Genomic DNA, 1048 nt, shown 5'->3' with positions numbered 1-1048 from the left:
TGCTTTGTGAGCGAGGCACGTCATTTGGTTACAACCGACTTATTTCTGATATGCGTTCGTTGCCTATTTTGCGTTCATTGGGTGCTCCTGTTATTTTTGATGCAACGCATTCTGTTCAAGAGCCGGGTGGTCATGGTTCTTCATCTGGTGGACAGCGTCAATTTGTTGAAATTTTAGCGCGTGCGGCTGTTTCTGTTGGGGTCGCAGGTATTTTTTTAGAAACGCATCAAGATCCAGATAATGCGCCTTCTGATGGACCCAATATGATTAAAATTGATGATTTACAAAGATTGCTTGAGACTTTAATGGAATTCGATTATCTGTCAAAGAAACTGAATTGAGAAGAAAAAGTATTTCATTAATAGGTTGTTAGAAATGAATCGCGACTTTTATCGGATAAGGAAATACATATGACTATAATTGTCGATATCATTGGACGTGAAGTTCTTGATAGCCGTGGTAATCCAACGGTAGAAGTTGATGTTCATTTGGAAAATGGTGCGTTTGGTCGTGCTATGGTTCCTTCGGGAGCTTCAACGGGAGCACACGAGGCTATAGAACTTCGTGATGGTGGTTTGCGCTATCAAGGAAAAGGTGTTGAAAAAGCAGTTGCTGCAGTCAATGGCGAAATTCTTGAAGAACTTGGTGGTCGGGATGCAACAAATCAAATCGCTATTGATCAAGCCATGATTGCTTTGGATGGAACGCCAAACAAAGCCCGTCTTGGTGCCAATGCACTTCTTGGTGTTTCATTAGCTGTTGCAAAAGCAGCTGCGGCTTCATTAAATTTACCTTTGTATCGTTATATTGGGGGTACACAAGCGCATATTCTTCCAACACCTATGATGAACATTATTAATGGTGGCGTTCATGCTGATAACTTGATTGATTTTCAAGAGTTTATGATTATTCCTATAGGAGCGCCTACTGTTCGAGAAGCAATTCGTTATGGTGCTGAAATTTTTCATGCGTTGAAAAAGCGTTTAAAGGGTGCAGGTTATAATACCAATGTTGGTGATGAAGGTGGTTTTGCACCTCAATTTAAAAG

2 pseudogenes are annotated in these 1048 nt (G+C 40.7%); both read left to right on the top strand.

What is annotated here, in order from left to right:
• Window positions 1-341 (top strand): annotated as a pseudogene (locus ACFIO3_RS13725) (3-deoxy-8-phosphooctulonate synthase); the annotation flags it as partial.
• Window positions 342-410: 69 nt separating this feature from the next.
• Window positions 411-1048, top strand: a pseudogene (eno, locus tag ACFIO3_RS13720) (phosphopyruvate hydratase); the annotation flags it as partial.

Source organism: Bartonella sp. AD328YNZD (assembly GCF_042196425.1).
This window is presented reverse-complemented; position numbering and strand designations above follow the sequence as displayed.